This window comes from Streptomyces sp. NPDC048278 (genome assembly GCF_040652195.1).
In the GTDB taxonomy this organism is placed as follows: domain Bacteria; phylum Actinomycetota; class Actinomycetes; order Streptomycetales; family Streptomycetaceae; genus Streptomyces.
In genome coordinates, this window is record NZ_JBEZLP010000006.1 from 61,467 (window position 1) to 81,364 (window position 19,898).

Here is a 19,898-nt window from a genome sequence, read left to right on the forward strand (position 1 = left end):
CGGGGGCCTGCTGCGCCGTCTGAGAGGTGGAGTACGGGGTTATGAGTGTCGGCACCAGCAACCCGCCGGGCGGTCGCGGCACCGGCCGCGTACCCGCACCCCGGCACGGCGACCTCACCGGGCTCGGCATCGATCCCGACGAGCTGCCCGACGGCCTGGTGGTCGCCGACGAACACGGTCTCGTCGTCTGCTTCAACGCCGCCGCCGCCCGCATCACCGCCACCGCGCCCGCCGACGCCCTCGGGCAGCGTCTGGAGAAGGCCCTGCCGTTAGAGGACCTGGAGGGCCGGCGCTGGTGGCAGCTCACCGATCCGTACGGCGGACTCGCCATCCGGGTCGGCCAGCCGGAGCGCAACCTGCTGCTGCCCGGCGGCCGGGAGGTGCTGGTGTCGGCGCGGTACGTGCGCGCCGAGCCGACCGGCCCGGTGCGCCGGGTCGTCGTGTCGCTGCGGGACACCGAGGCCCGGCGCCGTACCGAACGCAGCCACGCCGAGCTGATCGCCACCGTCGCCCACGAGCTGCGCTCGCCGCTGACCTCCGTCAAGGGGTTCACCGCCACCCTGCTCGCCAAGTGGGAACGGTTCACCGACGACCAGAAACGGCTGATGCTGGAGACGGTCGACGCGGACGCCGACCGGGTCACCCGGCTCATCGCCGAGCTGCTGGACATCTCGCGGATCGACAGCGGGCGCCTCGAAGTGCGCCGGCAGCCCGTGGACATAGGTGCGGCCGTCGGACGGCACATCCAGGCGTACGTCGCCGCCGGGCAGCCCGCCGACCGCTTCCTGCTCCGTATCGAGCAGCCGCTGCCCGCGCTCTGGGCCGACCCCGACAAGGTCGACCAGGTCCTCAGCAACCTCATCGAAAATGCCGTGCGGCACGGCGAGGGAACCGTCACCATTGACATCACGGCCGCGGCGTCTCCACGCGAAGGCGAGGAAGCCGGCACGTCGGTCACGGTGAGCGACGAGGGGCCCGGCATCCCGGAGGAGTCCATGAACCGCGTCTTCACCCGCTTCTGGCGGGGCAGCAAGCGCGGCGGCACCGGCCTCGGGCTGTACATCGTCAAGGGCATCGTCGAAGCCCACGGCGGCACCATCACCGTCGGACGCGCCTCCGGTGGCGGCGCCGAGTTCCGATTTACGTTGCCCGTGAGCACTCCGGCGTATCTCGCCTGACGGCCCACGGGCTCTTCGTATACCTCCACCCCGTTAGACTCGGCCTTTGGCACCTTTGTGTCCTTCTCACGGCCCATCAACGGTCTCGGGGACCATCCGCCAGCGAATCGGAAGCACGGGAAGAGATGTCGGCACCCAATAAGTCGTACGACCCAGTCGAGGTCGAGGCCTTGAAACCGGAAGAGATCGAGCGCATGCGGGACGAGGCGCTCGCCGCCTTCGCCGCCGCGGACTCCCTCGACGCGCTCCAGGAGGCCAAGGTCGCCCACACCGGCGGCACCTCCCCGCTGTCGCTCGCCAACCGCGAGATCGGCGCGCTGCCCCCGCATGCCAAGGCCGCCGCCGGCAAGCTGGTCGGCCAGGCCCGCGGCGCCGTGAACAAGGCGCTCGCCGGTCGCCAGGAGGAGCTGGAGGCCGAGCGTGACGCCCGGGTGCTGGTCGAGGAGGCGGTGGACGTCACGCTGCCCTACGACCGCGTCCCGGCCGGCGCCCGTCACCCGCTGACCACCCTGTCCGACCGCATCGAGGACATCTTCGTGGCCATGGGCTACGAGGTGGCCGAGGGCCCGCAGGTCGAGGCCGAGTGGTTCAACTTCGACGCCCTCAACATCGGCCCGGACCACCCGGCCCGCGGTGAGCAGGACACCTTCTTCGTGGCGGGCCCGGACGGCGGCACCGAGTCCGGTGTCGTGCTGCGCACCCACACCTCCCCGGTCCAGATCCGCTCCCTGCTCGACCGCGAGCTGCCGGTGTACGTGATCTGCCCCGGCCGGGTGTACCGCACCGACGAGCTGGACGCCACGCACACCCCGGTCTTCCACCAGGTCGAGCTGCTCGCCGTGGACGAGGGCCTGACCATGTCGGACCTCAAGGGCACCCTGGACCACATGGTCCAGTCGCTGTTCGGCGAGGGCATGAAGACCCGGCTGCGGCCCAACTTCTTCCCCTTCACCGAGCCGTCCGCCGAGATGGACATGCTCTGCTACGTCTGCAAGGGCGAGTCCGTCGGCAACCCGGACCGGCCCTGCCGTACCTGCTCCTCCGAGGGCTGGATCGAGCTGGGCGGCTGCGGCATGGTCAACCCGCGGGTGCTCACCGCCTGCGGCGTCGACCCGGAGAAGTACAGCGGCTTCGCCTTCGGGTTCGGCATCGAGCGGATGCTGATGTTCCGCCACAACGTCGAGGACATGCGAGACATGGTCGAGGGTGACGTCCGGTTCACCCGGCCGTTCGGGATGGAGATCTGATGCGGGTCCCGCTTTCCTGGCTGCGGGAGTACGTCGACCTGCCGGCCACCGAGACCGGCCGCGACGTGCAGGCCAAGCTGATTTCGGCCGGTCTGGAGGTCGAGACCGTCGAGCAGCTCGGTGACGGCCTCAAGGGCCCCCTGGTCGTCGGCCAGGTCCTCACCATCGAGGAGCTGGAGGGCTTCAAGAAGCCGATCCGCTTCTGCACGGTCGACGTCGGCACCGCCAACGGCACCGGTGAGCCCCAGGAGATCGTCTGCGGCGCCCGCAACTTCGCCGTCGGCGACAAGGTCGTGGTCGTGCTTCCGGGCGCGGTGCTCCCCGGCGACTTCGCCATCGCCGCGCGCAAGACGTACGGCAGGACCTCGCACGGCATGATCTGCTCCAGCGGCGAGCTGGGCATGGGCGACGACGGCACCCACGGCATCATCGTGCTGCCGCCGGAGACCGAGGTCGGCAAGGACGCCGTCGAGCTCCTGGAACTGGTCGACGAGGTCCTGGACATCGCCGTCACCGCCAACCGCGGCGACTGCCTGTCCATCCGCGGCGTGGCCCGCGAGGCCGCCATCGCCTACCGACTGCCGCTGCGCGACCCGGCCCTGCTCGACGTGCCCGGCCCGAACGCCTTCGGCTACCCGGTCCAGGTCTCCGACCCGCTCGGCTGCGACCGCTTCACCGCGCGCACCGTCACCAATCTGAGCCCCGAGGCCCGCTCCCCGATCTGGCTCCAGCGCCGCCTGCAGAAGGTCGGCATGCGCCCGATCTCCCTCGCCGTCGACGTCACCAACTACGTGATGATGGAGCTCGGCCAGCCGCTGCACGCCTACGACCGCACCCTGGTCCAGGGCACCATCGGCGTCCGCCGCGCGGCCGAGGGCGAGAAGATCGTCACCCTCGACGGCACCGAGCGGAAGCTGCACGCCGAGGACCTGGTCATCACCGACGACCGCGGCCCGATCGGCCTCGCGGGCGTCATGGGCGGCGCCAACACCGAGATCGCGGATCATGATGCCGCCGAGAACGGGGAGAACGCCACGACCGACGTGGTCATCGAGGCGGCCCACTTCGACGCCGTCGCCATCGCGCGCACGGCCCGTCGGCACAAGCTGTCCTCCGAGGCCTCCCGCCGCTTCGAGCGCGGGGTCGACCCGCAGGCCGCGGCAGCCGCCGCGCAGCGCACCGTCGACCTGCTGGTGCTGCTCGCCGGCGGCACCGCCGAGGCCGGCGTCACCGAGGTCATCGCGCCGTCCGCACCGCACACCATCACGGTCGCGGCGAACCACCCCGACAAGGTCGCGGGCGTGGAGTACGGCCGGGAGATCGTCGTCCGCCGCCTCCAGGAGGTCGGCTGCGACGTCTACGGGCAGGACGAGCTGCTCGTCACCGTCCCGTCCTGGCGGCCCGACCTGCTCGAACAGAACGACCTGGCCGAAGAGGTCATCCGCCTGGAGGGCTACGAGAACCTGCCCTCCACGCTGCCCAAGCCGCCGGCCGGCCGTGGCCTGACCCACCGGCAGCGCCTGCACCGCCGGGTGGGCCGCGCGCTCGCCGGGGCCGGTTACGTCGAGGCGCCGAACTACCCGTTCGTCAGCGAGCAGGTCTTCGACCAGCTGGGCCTGGCCGCCGACGACCCGGCCCGCCGCGTCGTCCGGCTGACCAACCCGCTCAACGACGAGGAGCCCGCGCTCCGCACCTCGCTGCTCCCGGGCCTGCTCGGCGCGCTGCGGCGCAACGACGGACGCGGCGCGCACGACCTGGCCCTGTTCGAGACGGGCCTGGTCTTCCTGCCGCGCGCGGAACAGGGCATCGCCGGCCACCTGCCGGTCGACCGCCGTCCGACCGACGCGGAACTCGCCGCGCTCGACGCCGTGCTGCCCGAGCAGCCGCGCCACGTCGCCGTCGTCCTCACGGGCGCCCGCGAGCAGGCCGGCTGGTGGGGCAAGGGCCGTCCGGCCGACTGGGCCGACGCGGTCGAGGCGGGGCGCGCGGTCGCGCGTGAGGCCGGGGCCGAGCTGATCGTGCGGTCCGGGCAGTACGGGCCGTGGCACCCCGGCCGCTGCGCCGAGCTGGTCGTCGTCGCCGACGGCACGGAGCGGGTCGTGGGCCACGCCGGTGAGCTGCACCCGCGCGTGGTCAAGGCCCTCGGCCTGCCGGCCCGCACCTGCGCGATGGAGCTCAACCTGGACGCGCTGGAGCAGGTCGGCGACGGCACCCCGCAGGCGCCGGGCATCTCCACGTTCCCGGTGGCCACGCAGGATGTCGCCCTCGTGGTGGACAAGCCGGTGCCGGCCGCCGATGTCGAGGCGGCGCTGCGCGAGGGGGCGGGTGAACTGCTGGAAGCCATCCGGCTGTTCGACGTCTACGAGAACGCTGCGCAGCTCGGCGAGGAGAAGAAGTCGCTGGCGTATGCGTTGCGGTTCCGGGCGGCCGACCGGACGTTGACCGTCGAAGAGGCGTCGGCTGCGCGGGACGCTGCGGTCGCCCTTGCCGGGGAGCGTACGGGAGCGGTGCTGCGGGGCTAGGCGCCGTGGGGGCTGCGCGACTCGGTCGGGTGCGGGTTTCGTCCTGGCTGGTCGCGCAGTTCCCCGCGCCCCTGGCGGGGCGCTTCCGCGAGGGCGCTCACCAGTGCTGCTACCTGCATAAATGCGGGTGTCTTGTTGGTGGTCACTCATTTGGGTGAGATCCATCCGGGACATGGCCCTTTCGGGGCATCCCGTCGACAGAATCGGACCGGCCTCTCGGGGTCGGTCCGTCTGTATCTGTCAGGGCCTACATGGGGGCCATCGGCATGATCCGCATCAAGGCTGGGGTTCCCCGCAGCAGGCGGCCCCGGACGTCCTCACGGCCCAGGCGCCGTGCCCTCGCACTGGGATTGCCCACGCTCTGGGGCGTCGTCGCGGTCGGCTACAAGTTCGGCTGCCCGCTGGGCGAGCAGACCGGGCTCGGCGCACGGATCGTCACCAGCGCCGTGTTCTTCGCGGTCGGCACCGGGCTGATACTCCATGTCCGCAGGGCCCTGCTCAGGGAGTTGCGGCAGGCCCGCATGGTCGCCGGCGCGGCGCAGAGCGTGCTGCTGAGGCCGCTGCCGCCCCGGCTCGCCGGGCTGAACGTCGCCGCCGCCCAGCTCTCCGCCGACCGGGGTGCGAGCATCGGCGGCGACCTCTACGAGGCCGTCGCCACCGAACACGGCGTACGGGTCGTCATGGGCGACGTACGCGGGCACGGACTGTCGGCGATCGGTACGGTCGCCGCCGTCCTCGGCAGCTTCCGCGAGGCCGCCCACGACGAACCCGAACTGGGCCGCGTCCTCGGCCGCCTGGACCGCGCCCTCGCCCGGCACCTACGAGAACGAGCCAGAGCGGAACACCCGGCCGGCGGCGCCCCGGACCCGGACAGCCCGGTCGCCGAGGAGTTCGTCACCCTGCTGCTCCTGGAGATCGCGACGGACGGTGTGCTCAGCGCCTTCAACTGCGGCCATCCATGGCCGTATCTGATCAGTGGGTCAAGGGTCGAACTGCTGTCCCGGGCAGACCCGCTGCCGCCCCTCGGACCGTTCCCGCTGCCGTCGGACCTGGCTGCCACGCCATGTGGCCAGCTGCTCGCCGACGAGTCCCTGGTCCTGTACACGGACGGTGCCGAAGACGCCCGAGACGCCCGAGGCCGCTTCTTCTCCCTGCCGGAAGCTCTGGCGGCAGCAGTGCAGAGCCGTCCGGTCTCTCCTCAGAGCATCCTCCGTACGGTCTTCACAGCCCTGCTCCACCACACGGCGGGCCACCCCACCGACGACATCGCCCTCCTGGTGCTACGCAACGAACGCACGCACCAACGCGCCTGCTCGGGGGCGCGGGGAACTGCGCGACCAGCCACGACGCACCCGCAGCCGACAACGCACGGCTAGCCCCGAACGTCGGCCAAGCCGCCAGCCAGGCCACCGCACTGTACGAGGGGGAGCCGGCGGCCCGGCCGGCCTCTTGCGAGGCAGTTCAGTCAACCGGCCCGACACGCTCCGCGACAGTGCGCGCACGCTACGGATTCGCGCACTTCGTTCACACCCCGTGTGAACGCACCCGCACTACGCTGACGGCACCAGGCCACTCGGGGGGCATCCATGCAGCCCAACTCTCTGCTCGACGCGATCCTGGACGAGGCGGGGATCTCGCACGCCGGGCTCGCCGCCCACGTCAACCAGGCGGGCCGGGCCCGTGGGCTCACGCTCCGCTACGAACACACCGCCGTCGCCCGGTGGTTGAAGGGCCAGCGGCCACGCGGCCAGGTGCCCGACCTGATCTGCGAGGTGCTCGCGGCCCGGCTGCACCGGCCGGTCACCCTGGACGACATCGGCCTCGGCGTACCCGGCGAGCCCAGCGTCCCGCACGCCACCTCGCTCTCCGGCTTCGTCGAGCGGGCCACCGCCCTGTGGCGCTCCGACGAACAGCAGCGCCCGCACATACTCGGCGCCCCCGCCGTCACCGGCACGCCCGCCGTGATGCCGGTGTGGGAGTGGGAGAACCCACCGGAGGACGTCGACGTCTCACGGGGCGGGCGGCACCGGGTCACCCCGGCCGACCTGGAGATGCTGCGCGCCGCCCGGGCGCACTACGAGCAGATGTACCGCAAGGCCGGCGGCATGGCCACCCGGACCCGGATCGTCGGCTTCCTCAACGCCGAGGCGGCGCCGTTGCTGCGCGGCAGCTACACGGACGCGACGGGCCGTCAACTGCACCGCGCCACCGGGGGACTGGTGGCGATCGCCGGGATCTGCGCCTACGACTCCGACGCCCACGGCCTCGCCCAGCGCTACTTCCACCAGGCACTGCGCCTGTCGAAGGCCAGCGGCGACCGGGGACTCGGCGCGTACGTCATCGCGCTCCTCGTCAACCAGGCGCTGTTCATGCGGGAGTTCCGGCAGGCCGTCGCCTTCGCCGAGGCCGCGCTGCGCGCCGCAGGCAAGCACATCACCCCGGCCCTCGCCTCCGACCTCTACGCGATGCAGGCGAAGGCGTACGCCCACCTCGGCGACGGCACGAGCGCGCTGTCCTGCATCCGGCGGGCCGAGTCGGCCGCCGAACGCATCCGGCGGGGCCACGAGCCCGACGAGACCGGCTATGTCCAACCCGGCCTGGTCAACGTGCAGGTGGCCGAGGCGCTGCTCAGCCTCGGTGAGCTCGCCGCCGCCCGGGAGCATGCCGCCGCCGCTGTCGACAACCCCGCCCACGACCGGGGGCGGGTGCACCGGCTGGCCATGCTGAGCACCATCGAACTGCGCCAGGGGAACGCCGAGAACGCGGTGGCCACGGCCGTGCAGATGGCCGAACAGGCCCGCGGAATGGAGTCGCAGCGTCTGCGGGACAGACTCCGCGCGGTACGCGAGCACCTGGTGCGCAGCGGCGGTGCCGGAACCGCCGAGGCCGCCGAGCTGATCGACGGCGCACTGCGCGTACCGCTCTAGGCGCGGTAGGCCTACGAAGCCGCTGCTGCGATATTGCCACTTACTCGGCGGAAGGTGGCAGAACCGTGCAGTGGACGAAACAGAACGAACAAACTGTGTATGAAAACCGCTGGTTCAGCGTGAATCTCGCTGATGTCGAGCTGCCGGACGGCCGGCACCTCGACCACTTCCTGATACGGCTGCGGCCCGTGGCCGTGGCGACGGTGGTCAACGAGGCGGGCGAGGTCCTCCTCCTGTGGCGCCACCGTTTCATCACCGACAGCTGGGGCTGGGAACTCGCGGCGGGAGTCGTCGAGGACGGCGAGGACATCGCCGTCGCGGCTGCCAGGGAACTGGAGGAGGAGACCGGCTGGCGGCCGGGAACCCTGCACCATCTGATGACCGTGGAGCCGTCCAACGGCCTCACCGACGCCCGGCACCACATCTACTGGTCCGACGAGGGCGAGTACGTCGGGCACCCCGTGGACGACTTCGAGTCGGACCGCCGGGAGTGGGTCCCCCTCAAGCTCGTCCCGGACATGATCGCCCGCGGGGAGGTCCCGGCCGCCAACATGGCGGCCGCGTTACTCCTGCTGCACCACATGAGGCTCAGCGAAGACTAGTGGGCCAGCGTCTGCCAGACGGTGACGACGAGGGCGCCCAGTGCGGTGAGCGCGGCGATCGAGGGCAGGGGCCAGCGGGCGTGTTCCAGCGAGGCGAGGCGGGTGTTCAGGTCGTCCAGCTCCTTGGCCGTCTCCTTGGTGCGGTGGCTCAGGAGGTTCAGCCCTCCCTCGACCTGTGCGTAGGCCACATCGAGGCGGCGACGTAACTCTGCGAGTTCTCCTTGGACCACGGGATGCTCTGGTTCGGTGGCCACGGGTCCGCTCCTTTGCGTAGTCGAATGGGTCGTTCCGCATCCCTTGCATGCGCATGAAGAGTGAACTCGCCTGGTGAGCGCGTGGGGAGAGTGTGCGAAGGGCATATGCGTGCCCGAGGCGCACACGGAGTGTGAAACGCGCGGGCCCGGCACCGAAGCAGGTGCCGGGCCCGTGGAGCATCGCTCCCTGTGACCAACCGGGGGTTGTCAGCCGTACGTGTAGAAGCCCGAGCCGGTCTTCCGGCCCAGCCGGCCCGCCTCGACCATGCGCTGGAGCAGCGGGGGAGCGGCGTACAGCGGCTCCTTGTACTCGGCGTACATGCTGTTCGCGATGGAGACGATGGTGTCCAGGCCGATGAGGTCGGACAGCTTCAGCGGGCCCATCGGGTGGGCGCAGCCCATCTCCATGCCGTTGTCGATGTCCTCGCGGCTCGCGATGCCGGACTCGAACATCCGGATGGACGAGAGCAGGTACGGCACCAGCAGCGCGTTGACCACGAACCCGGAGCGGTCCTGGGCGCGGATCGCGTGCTTGCCGAGCACCTTCTCGGCGAACATCTGGGCGCGGCTGATGGTGCCCTCGGACGTGGTGAGCGCCGGGATCAGCTCGATCAGCTTCTGCACCGGGGCCGGGTTGAAGAAGTGGATGCCGACGACGTGGTCGGGCCGCGAGGTCGCGACCGCCAGCTTCACCAGCGGGATCGAGGAGGTGTTGGAGGCCAGGATCGCGTCCGGGCGGGTCACCACCTGGTCGAGCACCTGGAAGATCTCCGTCTTCACCTGCTCGTTCTCGACGACGGCCTCGATCACCAGGTCGCGGTCGGCGAACTCGCCGAGGTCCGTGGTGAAGCTCAGCCGGGCGAGCGTGGCGTCCCGCTCCTCCGCGCTGATCTTCCCGCGTTCGGCGGCCTTGGCCAGGGAGTTGTGCAGCCGGGTGCGGCCGATCTCCAGGGCCTCGCCGGTGGTCTCGGCGACCCGCACGTCCAGACCGGCGCGGGCGGCGACCTCGGCGATGCCCGCTCCCATCTGGCCGCAGCCCACGACTCCGACCTTCTCGATGTCGGTCACATCGTCCCCTTCGCTGATCTACGAGCGGCCGGCAGGACCTCCGGATCCGGCGCCTGCTCCGTTCGAGCACGTTACCCGTAAGTATCGATGATCGATCGTCCGGGTGCGGGCATCCTGTGCCGCGGAGGCGATCCGTGACCGGGCGGATCCGGAGAGTGAGAGGGTCTTACGATGGCACGAGTGTCTCGCAGGGCGTTCGCGTTGGCGGCCCTGTCCGTGCTGGCGTCGGCGGCACCCGGCACGGCTGCCCCGTCGGCACGGCCACCCCGCCGGGCGGTCACCGAGATGCGCGGCATGTGGCTGGCGACCGTCTCCAACCGCGACTGGCCCTCCCGCACCGGACTGTCGGCGTCCGCCCAGTACAAGGAGCTGACCGCCCTACTCGACAAGGCGGTCGACCACCGGCTCAACGCCGTGATGTTCCAGGTACGGCCCACCGCCGACGCGTTCTGGCCCTCGCCGTACGAGCCCTGGTCGCAGTACCTCACCGGCACCCAGGGCAAGGACCCCGGCTGGGACCCGCTGGGCACCGCCGTCAAGGAGGCCCACGCCCGCGGCCTGCAACTGCACGCCTGGTTCAACCCGTACCGGATCGCCAACCACACCGACCCGGGCAAGCTGGTCGCCTCGCACCCGGCCCGCAAACACCCGGACTGGGTGGTGCGCTACGGCGGCAAGCTCTACTACAACCCGGGCATCCCGGCCGTCCGTGCCTTCGTGGAGCAGGCGATCCTCGACGCGGTCGCCAAGTACCCGGTGGACGCGGTCCACTTCGACGACTACTTCTACCCGTACCCGGTGGCCGGCCAGACCTTCGACGACGACGACGCGTACGACACCCACGGCGGCGACTTCTCCTCCCGGGCCGCCTGGCGGCGGGACAACATCGACAAGCTGGTCACCGAGACCGCTGCCGGGGTGAAGAAGCTGCGGCCCGGCACCCGGTTCGGCATCAGTCCGTTCGCGGTGTGGCGCAACGCCGCCACCGACTCCCGGGGTTCGGACACCAAGGCGGGCGTCGAGACGTACGACGACCTGTACGCGGACACCCGGAAATGGGTGCAGAAGAACTGGATCGACTACATCGTCCCGCAGGTGTACTGGCAGATCGGCAACTCCGCGGCCGACTACGCCAAGGTGGTCGACTGGTGGGCCGGCGTGGCCAAGGGGTCCGGGACCCGGCTCTACATCGGCGAGGCGCTCTACCAGGCGGGGGCCGCCGGTGCCGCCGCGGCCTGGCAGGACCCGGCGGAGCTGTCCCGGCACCTCACCCTGGCCGCCCGGTACGCGCAGGTCGGCGGCCACGTCTACTTCGCCGCGAAGGACGTCTCCGCCGACCGCATCGGAGCACTCGCCCGCGTGGTCGCCGACCACTACAAGCAGCCGGCGACCCCACCGCGCTGACTCGCGGCTGAGCAGCGCGCCCCAAAGGGGCGCGGGGAACTGTGCGACCAGCCCCCACCTGCGCGCGCCGGACGAACGGCCCGACCGGCGGAGCGCCTAGCGCTGTTCGTGGACCTCCCGGTGCCTGACCTGGCAGTCCGGACCGGGGGACATGATGGCCTCGTGGCCGTCCTCGAAGCGGACCCGGTAGGGCGGGTTGCCCTCGGGGCCGAGTACCTGGACGATTTCCGAGACCTGGTCGTGCTGTCCGACCACCCTGCCGTGCTGGACAAGCTGGTCGCCCTTGGAAGCACGCATCTCCAGGGCCTCCTCACGATCGCGATCGTTGGGTGACGGCGATGCACACGAGCACGGCGGCGGCCGTGAGTGGAGCGGCCACGGTGAGGTGCTCGTCCAGCAGCAGCACCGACCACACCAGTGTGAGCAGGGGCTGGGCCAACTGCAACTGGCTGGCCTTCGGAATGCCGACGGCCGCCATCCCCCGGTACCAGACCACCAGGCCGAGGAACTGCGAGCCCGCCGCCACCCACAGCACACCGGCCACCCCGTGCCAGTTCCAGACGACCGGCTCGTACGACAGCGCGACCACGGCGGCCGGCACGGTCAGCGGCAGGCAGCCCACCAGCGCCCAGCCGATGACCTGCCAGCCCGGCATGATCCGGGCCAGCCTGCCGCCCTCGGTGTAGCCGGCCGCGCACACCACGAGGGCCGCGAACAGGTACCCGTCGGCGGTGGTGAACGCCCCGCCGCTCTGGGCGACCGTGAACGCCAGTACGGCCACCGCGCCCGCCAGGGCCGCCGCCCAGAAGGTGCGGGACGGGCGGATGCCCATGCGCAGGGCCGAGAACAGGGCGGTGGTCAGCGGGAGCAGGCCCACCACGACTGCCGCGTGCGAGGTGGTGGAGGTCTCCAGGGCGAGCGTGGTCAGCAGCGGGAAGCCGACCACGACCCCGGCCGCGACGACCGCCAGCCCCGCCCAGTGCCGGCGCTCGGGCAGCCGTACCCGCAGGAACAGCAGGCAGCCGCCCGCCATGGTCGCCGCGAGCACGCTCCGCACCGCCACCAGCGCCCACGGCCCGAAGCCCTCAAGGCCCCAGGCCGTGGCCGGGAAGGTGAGGGAGAAGGTGACGACACCGAGCGCGGCCTGCAGGGTGCCGAGCCGCTGGGAGGAGCGGGCGGTCGGACGGGCGCCCGGCGCAGTGGCCGAGGCGTGAGTGGGGGCGTGGGTCGGGGCGTCGGCCGTGCCGTCGGCCGGGGGAGTGCCGACCGCTATCGAAGTCGGACTGATAGCGCTACTCTTTGCTCTCATGCAAGAGCGTAGCAGCGTGGCAGAACTGGCGGAACAGCTACGACGGGACCTCGACCGCTACTCATCGGGTGGAAAGCTCCCGTCGAGCCGGACCCTCGTCGAGCGGTTCCGGGTGAGCCCGGTGACCGTCTCCCGGGCGCTGGCCCAGCTGGTCGCGGAGGGCCTGGTCGTCACCCGGCCCGGCGCCGGCGCCTTCAAGGCCGCGCCGCGCACCGCGCCCGAGCCGGCCGGGGACACCTCCTGGCAGGAGGTGGCACTCAGCGCCGACGGAGCCCTCGACGTGGTCCCGCGCACCGTCGACGTCTCCGGGGTCACCGTGTGCCTGGCCGCGCCGCCGCCCGGCGTGCTGGAACTCAGCGGTGGCTACCTGCATGCCTCCCTGGAGCCCGAGCGCGCGATGGCGGCGGCCCTGGCGCGGGCCGGCCGCCGCCCCGGCGCCTGGGGCCGGCCGCCGCTCGAAGGCCTTCTCGAACTGCGCGAGTGGTTCGCCCGGGACATCGGCGGCGCGGTCACCGCGGCCGAGGTGCTGATCGCGTCCGGCGGCCAGTCCGCCCTGGCCACCGCCCTGCGCGCACTCGCCCCGCCCGGCGCCCCGGTCCTGGTCGAGTCGCCCACCTACCCCGGCATGCTCGCCATCGCCCGCGCCGCAGGACTGCGCCCGGTCCCGGTCCCGGTCGACCCCGACGGTGTGAGGCCCGCCCTCCTCGCCGACGCCTTCAGGGCCACCGGCGCCCGGGTCTTCGTCTGCCAGCCCCTCTTCCAGAACCCGACCGGCGCCGTCCTCGCCCCCGACCGCCGCGCCGAGGTGCTGCGCATCGCCCGCGCGGCCGGCGCGTTCGTCGTCGAGGACGACTTCGTACGACGGCTGGTACATGCCGACGCGGGCCCGCTGCCCCGCCCGCTCGCCGCCGACGACCCCGACGGAGTCGTCGTCCACGTCGGCTCGCTCACCAAGGCCACTTCGCCGAGCTTCCGGGTGGCCGCCCTCGCCGCCCGCGGCCCGGTCCTGGAACGGCTGCGCGCCATCCAGATCGTCGACACCTTCTTCGTCCCCCGCCCGCTCCAGGAGGCCGCCCTCGAACTCGTCGGCTCCCCGGCCTGGCCCCGCCACCTGCGCAACCTCGCCGCCGAGCTGAAGTCCCGCCGCGACGCCCTCACCGGCGCCCTCGCCCACCACATCCCCGAACTCGCCCTCCCGCACATCCCGTCCGGCGGCTACCACCTCTGGCCGCGCCTGCCCGACGGCACCGACGACGCCACCCTCACCGCCGCCGCCCTGCGCGCCGGCGTCGCCATCACCCCCGGCCGCCCCTACTTCAGCGCCGAGGCCCCGGCGGCCCACGTCCGCCTGAGCTTCGCCGCGGTCGCGGGGACGGGGGAGATCCTGGAGGGGGTACGACGGCTGCGGGCCGCCTGCGACGAGCTGCTGCGTCCCGGACCCTGAAATCCGATCGACGCCGGCCCGGCCCACCGGCGAGGATCCCCGCATGAGCGACACACCCGGCCTCCCCGAGGGCTACGAGTTCTCCGCCGACACCGACCGCGTGGACGTCGAGCGCGTCCACCGCTGGCTGTCGACCGACGCCTACTGGGCGACCGGCCGCCCGCGGGAGCAGCACGAGCGCGCGATGGCCGGCTCGCTCAACTTCGGGGTCTACGACACCGTCACCGGGGAGCAGGTGGCGTACGCGCGCGTGGTGTCCGACCAGGCGCTGTTCGCCTGGCTCTGCGACGTCTACGTCGACCCGTCGGTGCGCGGCAAGGGCGTCGGCACGGCGATGGTCGGCGCGGTCCGCGAGCACCTGCGGCCGTCCGGCGTGCGGCGCGTGCTGCTGGCCACCCACGACGCCCACGGGGTCTACGAGAAGCTCGGATTTGCCCCGCTCGAACACCCGGACCAGTGGATGGCGCTCTACTACCCGGTGCCCGAGTGACATTCCGGCCGACTTGTCGGACACCTCCTGACCTTTGAGTAACATTTCCTCCACGTCCGCCAACTCTCCGCCCGATCGCCCTTGACCTGCGCACATGCGCGTCACACCATCGCCGCATGCCACTTCGGGTCACCTTCGTCGCCTCCGCACGCAGCTCGCCGCTGCTCGCGGAGCGCTTCCAGGACGACCGCCCGCTGGACCAGGCGGGCTGGGACGAGGTGCAGCGCGTCGCCGCCGAGCTACTGCCGCTCGCGGTGGCCGAGCTGCGCTACTGCTCGCCGACTCCGCGCAGCCGTGCGACCGGAGAGGCCCTCGGCTACGCCCCGCTGGTCCAGCTCGCGCTGCGCGACTGCGACATGGGCCGCTGGCGCGGGCTGACGCTGGGCGAGGCGATGGCCAGGGAGCCGGACCAGGTGGACGCCTGGCTCTCGGACCCGCTCGGCACCGCGCACGGCGGCGAGTCGCTGATGGCGTTCATCACCCGGGTCGGCGGCTGGCTCGACACCCGCCCCGTGAACGACGGCGACCGTATCGTCGCCGTCGCCGAGCCCTCGGTGATCCGGGCCGCCCTCGTCTACGCGCTCAAGGCTCCGCCGGCGACCTACTGGAACATCGACGTCCGCCCGCTGTCCACCACCACGGTGACGGGCCGCGGCGGCCGGTGGAACCTACGGTTCGACCCGGCGTCGGCGCCGACGCCACTGGGAGGACCGTAACGCCGCCGGCCGCGACGCCGTCGTGGTCGCTCGCGCAGTTCCCCGCGCCCCTGGCGGGGCGCTCTGCGCCGGCGTGCCTGGTCGGTCGGGTGCGGCGCCGTCGTGGCTGGTTGCGCAGTTCCCCGCGCCCCTGGCGGGGGCGCCCAGGAGGGGTGATCAGTGCTCGCGGGCGTAGTCGGTTGTCAGCAGGAGGTCCTTTGCCGGGCCGCCCACTCGCCACACGGTGCGCCAGTGGTCGGTGTCGTGGACGGTGAACTCGCCTCGGTAGAGGTCGGCCGAGCAGGGGTGGTCGGCGACGTGGTGGCCTGACGTCAGGTCCAGGTCGTGGAAGGGGCGCCCGTCGGAGAAGCGCACGTCGGCGGTGCCCGGCCGGAGGCCCGGCAGGAAGCGCAGGGTGCGTTCGGCGGGGCGGGGCACGCCCTGCCAGGTGAACGTCCCCGACTCCTCGTGCAGCAGGCCGCCGCCGTCCAGGGGCCGGAACAGCGTCGTCCCCTCGAAGCGGCCCTCGGCCCCGCTCGTCAGGTCCCGCACGGTCCGGTCCACCCGCCACCGCCCGGCCAGATGGGCCAGCACGTCTGCCACCGGCCAGAACTCGCCCACGGTCATCCCTTCGTCGGCCCACAACCCTACGCCGCCCGAGCCCGTGGCCCAGGGCGCGGGCACTCCCCGCCCCATTGACGCGCTCATGACCCTCTCCTTATCTTGCCGTTCGAAGTGCTGATCGTTGTCCGGTATCCCGAACGACGTGAATGACGTAATCCTCCTCACGAGCCGCGGAGAATCCATGTCACGCACCACGCGCACCCGGCTGAGACTCGGCCTGGGAGCAAGCGCTTTCCTGCTCGCTGCCGGTCTGCTCCCGTCCCCCGCCCACGCCGAGGACACCACCGACTACGCCATCACGGTCGACCCGGCCGCCCGGGGCGCCGGCATCGACAAGACGATGTACGGCGTCTTCTTCGAGGACATCAACCGCGCCGCCGACGGCGGGCTGTACGCGGAGCTGATCCAGAACCGGTCCTTCGAGTACACGGCCGACGACAACAAGTCGTACACCCCGCTCACCGCGTGGACGGTCACCGGCACCGCCCAGGTCGTGGACGACGACGGCCGGCTGAACGACCGCAACCGGAACTACCTGTCCCTGTCCGCCGGTTCGGCCGTGACCAACTCCGGCTACAACACCGGCATCCACGTGGAGGACGGCAAGAAGTACGACTTCTCGGTCTGGGCCCGCGCCGACAGCGGTTCGACCCTCACCGTCGGCCTGTCGGACTCCGGCGGCACCCTCGCCACCGCCCGGCAGGTGGCGGTGAGGAAGCACGGCTGGGCCCAGTACAAGGCGACCTTCACCGCCACCCGCACCAGCTCCACCGGGCGTCTCACCGTGGCCGGTTCGGACGCCGCCGCCCTCGACATGATCTCCCTCTTCCCGCGCGACACCTACAAGCACGAGCCCAACGGCCTGCGCAAGGACCTCGCCGAGAAGATCGCCGCCCTGCACCCGGGCTTCGTCCGCTTCCCCGGCGGCTGCCTGGTCAACACCGGCTCGATGCAGGACTACAGCGAGGCCTCCGGCTACCAGCGCAAGCGGTCGTACCAGTGGAAGGACACCGTCGGCCCGGTCGAGACCCGCGCCACCAACGCCAACTTCTGGGGCTACAACCAGAGTTACGGACTCGGCTACTACGAGTACTTCCGCTTCGCGGAGGACGTCGGCGCCATGCCGCTGCCCGTCGTCCCGGCGCTCGTCACCGGCTGCGGGCAGAACAAGGCCGTCGACGACGACGCGCTGCTCAAGCGGCACATCCAGGACACCCTCGACCTCGTCGAGTTCGCCAACGGCCCGGTGACCTCGAAGTGGGGCGGGCTGCGCGCCCGGATGGGCCACCCCAAGCCCTTCCATCTCACCCACATCGAGGTCGGCAACGAGGAGAACCTGCCCACCGAGTTCTTCGCCCGCTTCACGCAGTTCCGGGCCGCGATCCAGGCGACGTACCCGTACATGCAGGTCATCTCCAACGCGGGCCCGGACGACTCCGGCACGACCTTCGACACGGCCTGGCAGCTCAACAAGGACGCCAAGGTCGACATGGTCGACGAGCACTACTACAACAGCCCGCAGTGGTTCCTCCAGAACAACGACCGCTACGACTCCTACGACCGCAGCGGCCCGAAGGTCTTCCTCGGCGAGTACGCCTCGGGCGGCAACACCTTCAAGAACGGCCTCGCCGAGGCGGCCTACATGACCGGCCTGGAACGCAACGCCGATGTCGTCAAACTCGCCTCCTACGCCCCGCTGTTCGCCAACGAGGACTACGTCCAGTGGCGCCCGGACCTGGTGTGGTTCAACAACCACGCCTCCTGGGACTCGGCCAACTACGAGGTCCAGAAGCTGTTCATGAACAACGTCGGCGACCGGGTGGTGCCCTCCACGGCCACCGGCACCCCGTCCCTGCTCGCCCCGATCTCCGGCGCCGTCGGCCTGTCCACCTGGAACACCAGCGCCGCCTACGACGACGTGAAGGTCACCGACGCCGACGGGAACACGCTGCTCAGCGACGACTTCTCCGGTGACGCCGCGCAGTGGACGCACACCGGCGGGGGCAGCTGGGAGGTCCAGGACGGGCAGTACGTCGAGACCTCCGACACCGCAGAGAACACCATGGTCCAGGCCGGTGACACCAACTGGCACGACTACGACCTGCACGTGAAGGCCACCAAGAAGTCCGGCAAGGAGGGCTTCCTCGTCGCCTTCGGCGTCAAGGGAACCGGCGACTACTACTGGTGGAACATCGGCGGCTGGAACAACACCCAGACCGCGGTCGAGCAGGCCGTGGCCGGCGGCAAGTCCACGCTGATCGCCAAGGCCGGGTCGGTGGAGACCGGCCGCGCCTACGACGTCGACATCAAGGTGCGGGGCCGCCAGGTCACCCTCTACCTCGACGGACAGGAGTGGGGCAGCTTCACCGACGACAAGCCCGCCGAGCCGTTCCGGCAGGTCGTCACCGAGGACGGGAAGACCGGTGACCTGATCGTCAAGGTCGTCAACGCCCAGTCCTCGGCGGCCCGTACGGCCATCGACCTCGGTGGCGCCGAGGTCGCCAGGAGGGCGAAGGTGACCACGCTCGCGGCGGCGCCCGACGCGGTGAACACCGAGACGTCCACCGCGGTCGCCCCGGTCACGTCCACCGTCACAGGGGTCGCCGACAGGTTCACGTACACCTTCCCGGCGAACTCGATCACCTTCCTGCGGATCAGGCAGAAGTAGCGTCCGGCGCGGGCTGCTGGGCCACCGGCAGCAGCCCGCGCTCGGCGAACACCTTCTTCGCGACGAAGGTGGCGTTCAGGGCCTTCGGGAAGCCGCAGTACCCGGCGGAGTGCAGCAGCGCCTCGACGATCTGCCCGGGCGTGAGGCCCACGTTGAGGGCCGCGTTGATGTGCACCTCCAGTTGGGGCTCGCAGCCGCCCAGCGCGGTCAGCATGCCCAGCGTCACCAACTGCCGGTCCCGGGGCGCCAGTTCGGGGCGGGCATAGATCTCGCCGAAGCCCCAGGCGACGATCTGGTGGCCCATCTCGGGACTGACGTCGGTCAGCGAGTCGATGACCCGCTGCCCGGCCTCGCCGTCGACCTGCCTGAGGACCTCCAGCCCGCGCGCGAAACGCTCGTCCCGGGTGGTGCTCTCGCTCATATCGGCTCTTCCGTTCGGCTCGGAAACGGGCACGACGAGAACGCTAGGAGTTGGAGCACGCTCCAGGTCAAGCCGGTTCCGTCGTCGGACCGGACCCGGCGGGGGGCTCCGCGCGGCCGGCGCCCTGGCTCCGGATGGTCCGCGCCGCCTCGACGAGTTCGCCGAGGACGGTTCGTACCGCTCTGCGGGCCGTGCGTTCGGGGCGGTGGAGTGCGTCGATGTGGCGGTGGGCCTCGATGCCGTCGAGGGGTCTGAGGACGACGCCCGGGTGCGGGCGGGACGTCCAGCGGGGCATCAGGGCGACGCCGCCGCCCGCGGCGACCACCTCGGCGACCACGGCGATCTCGTTGACGCGGTGCACGATGTCGACCCGGCGACCGGCCGCCGCGGCGACGGCCTCGACCGTGGCCAGCAGCGGGAAGCCGTCGTGCACGGTGATCCAGGGCCGGCCGGCGACGTCGTGCGCGGTCAGGGCGGGGCGCGCCGCCAGCGGGTCGCCGACGGGCAGGGCGATGTCGAGCGGTTCGCGCAGCAGCGGGGTGGCCGTGGCGGTCCGCGGCCAGGGCGGGGCATGGTCCAGGCGGTGGGCGATGACCAGGTCGTAGCTGCGGGTCAGCGGCGGGAAGTCGGCCTGGGCCACGTCCTCGTCGTGGAGGGTGAGGCGAGGGGACCCCGGGCCGCCCAGCCGTCGTAGCAGCAGGGGGAAGAAGGCGGCGGCCCCGCTGTGGAAGGCCGCGAGCGACACCGTGCCGTCGGGTTCGTCGACGTACGCGTCGATGGTGTGGCGGGCTCTGGCCAGCGCGGTCTCCACACCGATCGCCGCGTCCGCCAGGGCCTGCCCGGCCGGCGTGAGGACCAGCCGGCGGCCGGCCCGCTCGGTGAGCGGGACCGGGATCGCGCGCTGGAGCAGCCGCAGTTGCTGGGAGATGGCCGAGGGCGTCACCCGCAGCGCCTCGGCGACCGCCGTGACACTGCCGAGTTCGCCCAGTTCCCGCAGGACCCGCAGCTGCCGTTCGTCCACGCGATGAGTGTAGCTCTGCTAAAG

Annotated in this window: 18 protein-coding genes; 11 read left to right on the forward strand and 7 right to left on the reverse strand. The window is 71.7% G+C overall.

Annotation, left to right across the window (positions count from 1 at the left end):
- The first annotated feature begins 41 nt into the window (after nucleotides 1-41).
- The 6 genes from AB0D74_RS13240 to AB0D74_RS13265 all read left to right on the forward strand — a co-directional run bounded on the left by AB0D74_RS13240 (nucleotide 42) and on the right by AB0D74_RS13265 (nucleotide 8,476).
- Nucleotides 42-1,178, forward strand: coding sequence for an ATP-binding protein (locus AB0D74_RS13240; protein ID WP_362584418.1), 1,137 nt, complete (start codon nucleotides 42-44; stop codon nucleotides 1,176-1,178).
- 125 nt (nucleotides 1,179-1,303) lie between these two features.
- The gene (pheS, locus tag AB0D74_RS13245; RefSeq protein WP_362584421.1) at nucleotides 1,304-2,425 is read left to right on the forward strand and encodes a phenylalanine--tRNA ligase subunit alpha; all 1,122 of its coding nucleotides are present in this window, start codon (nucleotides 1,304-1,306) and stop codon (nucleotides 2,423-2,425) included.
- A complete protein-coding gene (gene pheT, locus AB0D74_RS13250; protein ID WP_362584424.1) occupies nucleotides 2,425-4,947 on the forward strand; it encodes a phenylalanine--tRNA ligase subunit beta in 2,523 nt (840 codons plus the stop codon). Before pheS ends, pheT begins: the two co-directional genes overlap by 1 nt.
- 266 nt (nucleotides 4,948-5,213) lie before the next feature.
- Nucleotides 5,214-6,323, forward strand: coding sequence for a PP2C family protein-serine/threonine phosphatase (locus AB0D74_RS13255; protein WP_362584427.1), 1,110 nt, complete (start codon nucleotides 5,214-5,216; stop codon nucleotides 6,321-6,323).
- A gap of 210 nt (nucleotides 6,324-6,533) precedes the next feature.
- On the forward strand, nucleotides 6,534-7,874 hold the full coding sequence (locus AB0D74_RS13260; protein WP_362584430.1) for a transcriptional regulator: 1,341 nt from the start codon (nucleotides 6,534-6,536) through the stop codon (nucleotides 7,872-7,874).
- Between the two features lie 65 nt (nucleotides 7,875-7,939).
- Nucleotides 7,940-8,476 carry an NUDIX hydrolase gene (locus AB0D74_RS13265; RefSeq protein WP_355710957.1) on the forward strand — a complete coding sequence of 179 codons (537 nt, stop codon included), beginning with the start codon at nucleotides 7,940-7,942 and terminating at the stop codon, nucleotides 8,474-8,476.
- Here AB0D74_RS13265 and AB0D74_RS13270 read toward each other — a convergent pair.
- Nucleotides 8,473-8,730, reverse strand: a complete 258-nt coding sequence (locus AB0D74_RS13270) for a hypothetical protein (protein ID WP_355710958.1) — start codon at nucleotides 8,728-8,730, stop codon at nucleotides 8,473-8,475. The two genes, AB0D74_RS13265 and AB0D74_RS13270, sit on opposite strands and share 4 nt — an antisense overlap.
- Before the next feature lie 207 nt (nucleotides 8,731-8,937).
- On the reverse strand, nucleotides 8,938-9,798 hold the full coding sequence (locus tag AB0D74_RS13275; RefSeq protein ID WP_362584435.1) for a 3-hydroxybutyryl-CoA dehydrogenase: 861 nt from the start codon (nucleotides 9,796-9,798) through the stop codon (nucleotides 8,938-8,940).
- 171 nt (nucleotides 9,799-9,969) lie between these two features.
- On the opposite strand from AB0D74_RS13275, the gene AB0D74_RS13280 reads away from it, so the two are divergent.
- Complete coding sequence (locus AB0D74_RS13280) at nucleotides 9,970-11,202, forward strand: family 10 glycosylhydrolase (RefSeq protein WP_362584438.1); 1,233 nt, start codon at nucleotides 9,970-9,972, stop codon at nucleotides 11,200-11,202.
- Nucleotides 11,203-11,298: 96 nt separating this feature from the next.
- On the opposite strand, the gene AB0D74_RS13285 is transcribed toward AB0D74_RS13280, so the two are convergent.
- Together AB0D74_RS13285 and AB0D74_RS13290 are read right to left on the reverse strand one after the other, a co-directional pair.
- A complete protein-coding gene (locus AB0D74_RS13285) occupies nucleotides 11,299-11,499 on the reverse strand; it encodes a DUF1918 domain-containing protein (protein ID WP_362584441.1) in 201 nt (66 codons plus the stop codon).
- Between the two features lie 13 nt (nucleotides 11,500-11,512).
- A complete protein-coding gene (locus tag AB0D74_RS13290) occupies nucleotides 11,513-12,511 on the reverse strand; it encodes a DMT family transporter (RefSeq protein WP_362584444.1) in 999 nt (332 codons plus the stop codon).
- Here AB0D74_RS13290 and AB0D74_RS13295 point away from each other — a divergent pair.
- From AB0D74_RS13295 to AB0D74_RS13305, 3 genes are all read left to right on the forward strand, one after another.
- A complete protein-coding gene (locus tag AB0D74_RS13295) occupies nucleotides 12,510-13,955 on the forward strand; it encodes a PLP-dependent aminotransferase family protein (protein WP_362584447.1) in 1,446 nt (481 codons plus the stop codon). The genes AB0D74_RS13290 and AB0D74_RS13295 overlap by 2 nt on opposite strands.
- 43 nt (nucleotides 13,956-13,998) lie before the next feature.
- Nucleotides 13,999-14,445 (forward strand): GNAT family N-acetyltransferase, encoded by a 447-nt coding sequence (locus AB0D74_RS13300; RefSeq protein WP_362584450.1) that lies wholly within the window; start codon nucleotides 13,999-14,001, stop codon nucleotides 14,443-14,445.
- Between the two features lie 116 nt (nucleotides 14,446-14,561).
- The gene (locus tag AB0D74_RS13305) at nucleotides 14,562-15,161 is read left to right on the forward strand and encodes a histidine phosphatase family protein (RefSeq protein WP_362584453.1); all 600 of its coding nucleotides are present in this window, start codon (nucleotides 14,562-14,564) and stop codon (nucleotides 15,159-15,161) included.
- Between the two features lie 156 nt (nucleotides 15,162-15,317).
- Here AB0D74_RS13305 and AB0D74_RS13310 read toward each other — a convergent pair whose 3' ends face one another.
- Entirely contained in the window at nucleotides 15,318-15,761 is a 444-nt protein-coding gene (locus AB0D74_RS13310; protein WP_362585112.1) for a DUF6314 family protein, read from the reverse strand.
- A 184-nt stretch (nucleotides 15,762-15,945) separates the two neighbouring features.
- On the opposite strand from AB0D74_RS13310, the gene AB0D74_RS13315 reads away from it, so the two are divergent.
- Nucleotides 15,946-18,432 (forward strand): alpha-L-arabinofuranosidase C-terminal domain-containing protein, encoded by a 2,487-nt coding sequence (locus AB0D74_RS13315; RefSeq protein ID WP_362584456.1) that lies wholly within the window; start codon nucleotides 15,946-15,948, stop codon nucleotides 18,430-18,432.
- Here the strand turns inward: AB0D74_RS13315 and AB0D74_RS13320 are convergent.
- Both AB0D74_RS13320 and AB0D74_RS13325 read right to left on the reverse strand, forming a co-directional pair.
- Nucleotides 18,419-18,853 carry a carboxymuconolactone decarboxylase family protein gene (locus AB0D74_RS13320; RefSeq protein ID WP_362584458.1) on the reverse strand — a complete coding sequence of 145 codons (435 nt, stop codon included), beginning with the start codon at nucleotides 18,851-18,853 and terminating at the stop codon, nucleotides 18,419-18,421. The genes AB0D74_RS13315 and AB0D74_RS13320 overlap by 14 nt on opposite strands.
- 67 nt (nucleotides 18,854-18,920) lie before the next feature.
- On the reverse strand, nucleotides 18,921-19,874 hold the full coding sequence (locus AB0D74_RS13325) for a LysR family transcriptional regulator (protein WP_362584460.1): 954 nt from the start codon (nucleotides 19,872-19,874) through the stop codon (nucleotides 18,921-18,923).
- Nucleotides 19,875-19,898 lie beyond the last annotated feature (24 nt).

Coding starts and splice junctions, on each gene's coding strand:
- AB0D74_RS13240 (WP_362584418.1), top strand. CDS start 42: ATGAGTGTCGGCACCAGCAACCCGCCGGGCGGTCGCGGCACCGGCCGC.
- pheS (WP_362584421.1), top strand. CDS start 1,304: ATGTCGGCACCCAATAAGTCGTACGACCCAGTCGAGGTCGAGGCCTTG.
- pheT (WP_362584424.1), top strand. CDS start 2,425: ATGCGGGTCCCGCTTTCCTGGCTGCGGGAGTACGTCGACCTGCCGGCC.
- AB0D74_RS13255 (WP_362584427.1), top strand. CDS start 5,214: ATGATCCGCATCAAGGCTGGGGTTCCCCGCAGCAGGCGGCCCCGGACG.
- AB0D74_RS13260 (WP_362584430.1), top strand. CDS start 6,534: ATGCAGCCCAACTCTCTGCTCGACGCGATCCTGGACGAGGCGGGGATC.
- AB0D74_RS13280 (WP_362584438.1), top strand. CDS start 9,970: ATGGCACGAGTGTCTCGCAGGGCGTTCGCGTTGGCGGCCCTGTCCGTG.
- AB0D74_RS13285 (WP_362584441.1), bottom strand. CDS start 11,499: ATGCGTGCTTCCAAGGGCGACCAGCTTGTCCAGCACGGCAGGGTGGTC.
- AB0D74_RS13295 (WP_362584447.1), top strand. CDS start 12,510: ATGCAAGAGCGTAGCAGCGTGGCAGAACTGGCGGAACAGCTACGACGG.
- AB0D74_RS13290 (WP_362584444.1), bottom strand. CDS start 12,511: ATGAGAGCAAAGAGTAGCGCTATCAGTCCGACTTCGATAGCGGTCGGC.
- AB0D74_RS13300 (WP_362584450.1), top strand. CDS start 13,999: ATGAGCGACACACCCGGCCTCCCCGAGGGCTACGAGTTCTCCGCCGAC.
- AB0D74_RS13305 (WP_362584453.1), top strand. CDS start 14,562: ATGCCACTTCGGGTCACCTTCGTCGCCTCCGCACGCAGCTCGCCGCTG.
- AB0D74_RS13315 (WP_362584456.1), top strand. CDS start 15,946: ATGTCACGCACCACGCGCACCCGGCTGAGACTCGGCCTGGGAGCAAGC.
- AB0D74_RS13320 (WP_362584458.1), bottom strand. CDS start 18,853: ATGAGCGAGAGCACCACCCGGGACGAGCGTTTCGCGCGCGGGCTGGAG.